This window comes from Coriobacteriia bacterium (genome assembly GCA_031292615.1).
Taxonomy (GTDB): domain Bacteria; phylum Actinomycetota; class Coriobacteriia; order Anaerosomatales; family JAAXUF01; genus JARLGT01.
Map to the genome: position 1 here is coordinate 1 of JARLGT010000117.1, position 5,776 is coordinate 5,776.

Here is a 5,776-nt window from a genome sequence, read left to right on the forward strand (position 1 = left end):
TCGCCTCCGGAGAGCTGATCACCTTTGCCGCCGTCGCGATCGCGTCGCTGTTGCTGACTCTTGTCGTCGAAGTGCCAGTGGCGGCACTGATGGGGCTTCGTCGCGGCTGGGAGATCGCCGCGGTCGTGTGCGTCAACATCATCACCAACCCGGTGGTTGTCTGGGTCGCATACGCTATCGGCAACTCCGGGCTGCTCGGCGGGTTGCCGGGGCGACTCTTATGGGTCGTCGTTGGAGCGTTATGGCTGCTTCTCGAAGCCGCAGTCACGTTGGTCGAGTGGAGATTGCTGACCTGGGCGCTTAAGAAGCCATCGCATGACATGCTCAAGGTGTCGCTGACCATGAATGCTGCCTCGGCGACCGCGGGCTTGGTTCTCACCATCGTCGTCCCGCTGCTGCTCGGGATCCCGCTCGGACTCTGATCCCGAGGTGCGCGGTGGCAAGCGCGATGCCCGACGCCACGACCATGGACTGGAGCGAGCCGACGGTGGATCTATGCGGCGGCATCCGGCGGCTTCGGCGCCTCGAATTCGGCAAGCGCGTGCGACCGACTGCGTCCGAACGCGCCGAGCACCGCCGGCCGGTGCGGGTAGAAGACGACACCGGCGGCGATCGCGATGACCAACACCCGGCCGACCAAGCTGCGGGGACTGGCCAACAAGTTCACGGCGCTCAGAACGATGCTTCCGGCGATCACCACATGCGCCGAGACCCACGCCCAACCAGAAAGCTTGAGCATTCCGACGCCGAAGACGATGTCGGCCAGCCCCACGGCCGCCCCGAGGAAGGACAACACGCCGGCCTCGGCCCCGAGCGTGAGACTGTCGGCCCCAGCCACGAGACCTGAGTTCAGGGCGACTTCGCCGAGCGTGGTGGCGTGGACGCCGGCGGGCACCTCGAGAGCGACCATCAGTATCGAGAACACGCCCCACAAGATCGCGAGCCATGGCAGGATCGCCGCGCGTGTCGGCCGGTGTGAGGGGCCTGCCAATGTCCAGGGTTCGTCGCGCGTTTGTAAGCGCGATGCTGCTATCCGCCCATCGTCCCTGAGCGGGCGGTGCCCGCGACTCGTCTGCGACCCACTGTGGTGAGTCGGCCGGGCCGAAGGGCACATATACTCCAGCCCGCACTTCGCACCTGCGCCGCCGCCGATCGTTCGGCACTGTTGGCATCGTGGGCACCCAGAGGAGCAGGACATATGGACCTAGACGCCCAGCGCGCGGAGCTGACTCGGTTGGGCTACGCGATCGTATCGCAGGACGATAGGGAAATCGTCGCGACCCGCAGCGCGTGGTACCCGGATGCCATCGCCACGCGGCTGCGCTCCGTGGTGTTCGTCCGCCCAGTGACGGTCCTGGACATGTCGATCGTTACGCGAGACCGGGCGCGCATGCTGGCAGAGGCCCGGGAGCTGCTGCCGTCGGTGCTGCCGCGCTGGTTGCAGAAGAGCCGGGCCGTGGTCGCTGTCTACCTCGCCGATGTCGTCGATCCTGAGGCCAGGGCGTTCTGCGTGTCACCGCAGGCGCTTGGTCCCTTTGAGTCGCTGTTCTACGCGGCTGCGCTCGACCGTTCGTCTGGTGCGAGCTATTACTGGCAAGGGGCACCGCTTTGGGGCGGGGTCTACTTCAGCAAGCTGCGATTCCTGGTCCGACGTCTGACGGGACCGACCGCCGAGCCGGCGCGCGAGCCCGTCTCGGTATTCGGCGTCGTGATGACCGTCGTGGTGGCGCTGCTGCTGCTTCAAGCCATTGTCGCGTTTGTCTATCTGGCGGTTCGGGGGTAGTCATGACGCGTCTGACTCACGTTTGACGCCGCCGACGCACGTGAAGGCCGTCTACTCGCCGCGACCGAAGATCATCACTTGATGCTCGCGCTGTCGACGACCCAGCCATGCTCCTCGGAGTTCCTGTCGACGCCGAAGAAGGCCGTCCTGCCGCCGGACTCCGCGATGCCGACAACGATCGCCGCCGCGTCGACACCCGACACCGTACTATCAAAGCGGCTCCAAGTCGTGCCGTCAGTCGTCGAGAATAGCCAGACCGACGGATTGCCCTTCTGCGGCTCCTGCCCTGCGTAAAACGCACCGCCTGCACTCGTGTCATACGTCTCGCCGGCCCAGAGGAACCCGCCTGCCTCGCGACTGATCAGTGCGGTGGTGATGCCGGAGCGTGTGGGGGCAAGCAGGTTGCCGTCCGTGACGACGTTCCACTTGCCGTCCTTGCCCGCCACCCACTCGAAGTCCTCGGAACGGGTGGGACCGGAGCCCGTCTTCACGAAGCCGACGGAATCGGCCCAGCCAGCGACGATCACGGTGTCATTGTCCGCCGCCACGAACGCAGGCCAGAAGTCGCGTCCGGTCTGGGCGAAGTTCTCGTCAGAGACGATCTTCCACGTCTTGCCCTCATCATGCGTCTGCCACACGATTCCGACTTCGCGGGCGCCAGTGGCCGAGACGTCGGTCCATCCCGCGCCGACGACCAACATGCCCGGAAATGCGGTGCCACCTGAAGCGGACGTGACCGCAAGCGCCTCGGCCGCTGTCACACCGGTCGGAAGCGGTAAGGACGCAGACGTGCTCCAGGTCTTGCCCGAGTCGGGCGAGACGATGACGAGAGGGTCAGTACCCGACACGTCGCCGACGTCGTTTTGGGCGCTGCGTCCAACCGCTCCCACCGCCATCAGCACCGGATTCGATCCGTCGGCCGAAGCGGCCACCCCGAGCAGCTGGGCGGAGCGCCCACCTGCGAGCTGGCCGAGGTCGTGGGTCGCGAAGGCGCCGCCGCCGTCGCTTGTCGCGCAAAACGGCACTTGGCCGTGGCCCTGCGAGCCGGTTGGCAGTGAATGGCCGATGACCACACGGGTCTGCCCGACCTGCGCGGCTGCCGTGACGAACCGCTCCTCGGTGCCGATTTTCTCGAACTGCACGGCCGTACCGCCGGTGAGCGATGCCACCCCAGGCACGAACTTCCCGCTGAAGGGGTCGGCGATGAGGTAGCCGATGCTGCTGATCGTCCCGCCGAGAACGGCAGCCGCTTGAGGTTGGAACAGCCCCGGAGCGGGCGGCAAGAGCGGGAACGTTCCCACCTGGGGCGGAGTCGCGCTTGACTGTGAACCGCCGTCGGAGTTCCCCGCCGTTGGAGTCTTGGCTCCGAAAGCGCAACCGCCGAGGCTTGCCCCGACCAAAGCAATCATGATCATTGCCAACAGCAGCGCGCGTTTCATGGCGATCCTTCCGCAGCAGAGCATATCGGCATGTGTACCCAGGAACGTATCAGGAGCGACCTGCTGCACACGCGAGGCACGATTTTGTCAGCAAAGATATCAGCTATTGACACCCATATGAGAGCAGTCATAATTGCTACCAAATAGGATGCGATAGCAATAGAGGTGCTGATGACTACTCCAGCTGACGCCAAGAGAGCTCGGGAAGCGCTCGACCAACGACTCGTTCCGCTTGGACCGGCCGCACGCTATGCACCGCCGAGGGCCGGATGGGTCCGGGCGATCCGGGACGCGCTCGGCATGACTGCGGCTGCCCTCGCATCACGCATGGGAGTCACCGGCCCCGCGGTCCGCTCTCTCGAGAACAAAGAGATGAGCGGGGGAGCGAGGCTTTCCTCGCTTGGCCGCGCAGCAGAGGCAATGGACTGCACGCTGGTCTACGCTTTCATCCCGAACACAAGCCTCCGGCAGACGGTCGAGCGGCAGGCGGCGAGCCTGCTCGAAGCGCAGATGAAGCGCGTCAACCAGACAATGGCCCTCGAAGCTCAAGAAGGGGAAGCTCTTGCGGCTTCCACGAGAGCTCAGCTCGAAGCACTCATCGGCTCGGGGCGCCTCTGGTCGCAGCGGGACGCCAAGCGATGACCGACGACCTGTTCCAAGGGCCCGAGGGCGCGACACCCTTGAGCCCCGAGGATGCGAGGGGGCTGATCCCGACTTGGGTTGCCACCCGGGCCGACCTCAACGCAGCAGAGCAAGAGAACATCGCGCAGGCGATTGCGTGGGCGTCGACGAGTTCGCGCACGGGATCGCTCCCCTCGCTCATGACCGAGGAGTCGATGAAGACCCTGCACCGACGGATGTTCGGCGACGTGTGGAAGTGGGCCGGCACCTATCGGCAGCACGACACAAACATGGGGGCTCACTGGCCTTACATCTCCACGCAGGTCCGCGAGCTGCTCGGCGACGTGATGGCGCAGACTGCCGACCTCAACAACCTGCCATGGCCGGCCGACGAACTGGCGGTCCGGTTCCATCACCGGCTCGTCGTGATCCACCCGTTCGTGAACGGCAACGGCCGGCACTCACGGCTGGCCGCCGACCTGCTTGCGAGCACCCTCGGCGAGCCGGTCTTCACCTGGGGGTCGGAGAACCTGGGCAGTCCGGGCGAAGCGCGGCGCAGCTACCTACAAGCACTCCGGACGGCCGACGGTCATTTCGACTACGCGCCGCTCTTGGAGTTCGCCCGGTCCTGAATCCGAAGGCGTGTCGCGAGGGGCCAGCCGTGTTGCAACGCGTGTAGCAACGAGTGAGAATCCGTGGGTGTTCGCAGGGGTCCGCTGGTGTCGGGAAACCGATTCTGACCTGCGGAAACCGGACAAAGGCGGACAACCGCGTACTGCTCGGCGTTCCTCTACACGGAAGAAGCCGGGGGTTCGAATCCCTCATCGCCCACCCGTCTGGATGGCCCGTCTCCAACGAGACGATGCCAGCGGTCCTGTGTCCCCCCTTGGGCCTCTCGGCACTTGCAATGCCACAGCGCGGCCTGGTCTCAGCACTCTCCGCATTTTCCAGCATTGCGTGCATCGAGCACCAGCATTCGTGCGCTGAGCAGGACAACGGCCGCGTCCTTCTGGGCGTCGAGCAACACGTCCGCAGCCCGGCGTTCGCCCTCTAGCAGTAGATCTGCCGCCGAGTCGAAGCTTGCTTGAAGACTGGCTCTTTGTGACTCGGGCACACCTTCCAGTTCATCCGCCTGTGAGGCCCGGACCAGCTCCGCGGCCTGACGTTGCGCCTCTGCAAGAAGCTCGGCGGCTTGCCTTTGAGATGCGAGCAGCAGCTCTGCTTCGCGCTTGACCTCACCTACGTCCACAGCTGTTCCCGAGTCATCTGTTTCACCGCTTTTCGGGTGGTTCAATCGGCCAGCAGGTAGAACTATGGTCTACGCGACTGCAGCTTGCCATGTGCCGAGAACGCAGACGCGATCGAAGCGGTTGGCCGGGGACGCGTGAGGGTCCGACTTGTATTAGGTCTGCGGCAGGCGCCCGAGAGCACCGGTCACCTTGCGCAGGACGATCTCCTTGTAGTCCTCCGCCGCGAGATCATCCTCCGAGATGAACACTTCGGGGGCAGAGAACACGTGCTCCCAGTCCGGCTGTCCGTCGACGACGGCACGACCGTCTGCAGGCATCACGACGAGGGAATGCGTCTCGTGCGAAGGAAATACCACCAGCCCACGAGCTTCTAGCGCCTTGCAAACCTCAGGCATCCTCGTGTCCCAGTTGTTCTGCTCCACGTGCGACATGGATGCGTCTCCTCGGGTTTCACGTGCTAGGCCGTGAACAAGACGTGCCCCCCATGGGGGCGGGGGCACGTCCGGCGCCCAAAGGGGGCATCATGGAGTCTGCGGACCCAAGGGGAACCGGCGCCGTCCGGGGGGAACGTGGCCGCCGAGTTCACGATTCGATGATAGCAGAGCGGGAAATCTAGAGCACAAGAGATTTCTCAACCTATGTGCAAGAATCGAGGCATCGCACGGAGCGTTGGGGGGTGCGCA

8 protein-coding genes are annotated in these 5,776 nt (G+C 65.0%); 4 read left to right on the forward strand and 4 right to left on the reverse strand.

The features are described from left to right. On the forward strand, positions 1 to 422 hold a 422-nt coding region (locus tag P4L93_10685), incomplete at its 5' end, for a hypothetical protein (protein MDR3687410.1). Between the two features lie 71 nt (positions 423 to 493). Here the strand turns inward: P4L93_10685 and P4L93_10690 are convergent. Next, positions 494 to 925, reverse strand: coding sequence for a hypothetical protein (locus P4L93_10690; GenBank protein MDR3687411.1), 432 nt, complete (start codon positions 923 to 925; stop codon positions 494 to 496). Positions 926 to 1,198: 273 nt separating this feature from the next. On the opposite strand from P4L93_10690, the gene P4L93_10695 reads away from it, so the two are divergent. Next, positions 1,199 to 1,783, forward strand: a complete 585-nt coding sequence (locus P4L93_10695) for a hypothetical protein (GenBank protein ID MDR3687412.1) — start codon at positions 1,199 to 1,201, stop codon at positions 1,781 to 1,783. 74 nt (positions 1,784 to 1,857) lie between these two features. On the opposite strand, the gene P4L93_10700 is transcribed toward P4L93_10695, so the two are convergent. Beyond that, on the reverse strand, positions 1,858 to 3,222 hold the full coding sequence (locus tag P4L93_10700; GenBank protein ID MDR3687413.1) for a hypothetical protein: 1,365 nt from the start codon (positions 3,220 to 3,222) through the stop codon (positions 1,858 to 1,860). A 171-nt stretch (positions 3,223 to 3,393) separates the two neighbouring features. On the opposite strand from P4L93_10700, the gene P4L93_10705 reads away from it, so the two are divergent. Both P4L93_10705 and P4L93_10710 read left to right on the forward strand, forming a co-directional pair. After that, positions 3,394 to 3,864 carry a mobile mystery protein A gene (locus P4L93_10705; GenBank protein MDR3687414.1) on the forward strand — a complete coding sequence of 157 codons (471 nt, stop codon included), beginning with the start codon at positions 3,394 to 3,396 and terminating at the stop codon, positions 3,862 to 3,864. Then, positions 3,861 to 4,475, forward strand: coding sequence for a mobile mystery protein B (locus P4L93_10710; protein MDR3687415.1), 615 nt, complete (start codon positions 3,861 to 3,863; stop codon positions 4,473 to 4,475). Before P4L93_10705 ends, P4L93_10710 begins: the two co-directional genes overlap by 4 nt. Before the next feature lie 296 nt (positions 4,476 to 4,771). On the opposite strand, the gene P4L93_10715 is transcribed toward P4L93_10710, so the two are convergent. Together P4L93_10715 and P4L93_10720 are read right to left on the reverse strand one after the other, a co-directional pair. Further along, complete coding sequence (locus P4L93_10715) at positions 4,772 to 5,092, reverse strand: hypothetical protein (GenBank protein ID MDR3687416.1); 321 nt, start codon at positions 5,090 to 5,092, stop codon at positions 4,772 to 4,774. 153 nt (positions 5,093 to 5,245) lie between these two features. Then, the gene (locus tag P4L93_10720) at positions 5,246 to 5,524 is read right to left on the reverse strand and encodes a hypothetical protein (GenBank protein MDR3687417.1); all 279 of its coding nucleotides are present in this window, start codon (positions 5,522 to 5,524) and stop codon (positions 5,246 to 5,248) included. Positions 5,525 to 5,776 lie beyond the last annotated feature (252 nt).

Excerpts from the sequence above, each read along its gene's own strand:
- P4L93_10705 (MDR3687414.1), top strand. The coding sequence starts at position 3,394 with ATGACTACTCCAGCTGACGCCAAGAGAGCTCGGGAAGCGCTCGACCAA.
- P4L93_10720 (MDR3687417.1), bottom strand. The coding sequence starts at position 5,524 with ATGTCGCACGTGGAGCAGAACAACTGGGACACGAGGATGCCTGAGGTT.
- P4L93_10695 (MDR3687412.1), top strand. The coding sequence starts at position 1,199 with ATGGACCTAGACGCCCAGCGCGCGGAGCTGACTCGGTTGGGCTACGCG.
- P4L93_10710 (MDR3687415.1), top strand. The coding sequence starts at position 3,861 with ATGACCGACGACCTGTTCCAAGGGCCCGAGGGCGCGACACCCTTGAGC.
- P4L93_10700 (MDR3687413.1), bottom strand. The coding sequence starts at position 3,222 with ATGAAACGCGCGCTGCTGTTGGCAATGATCATGATTGCTTTGGTCGGG.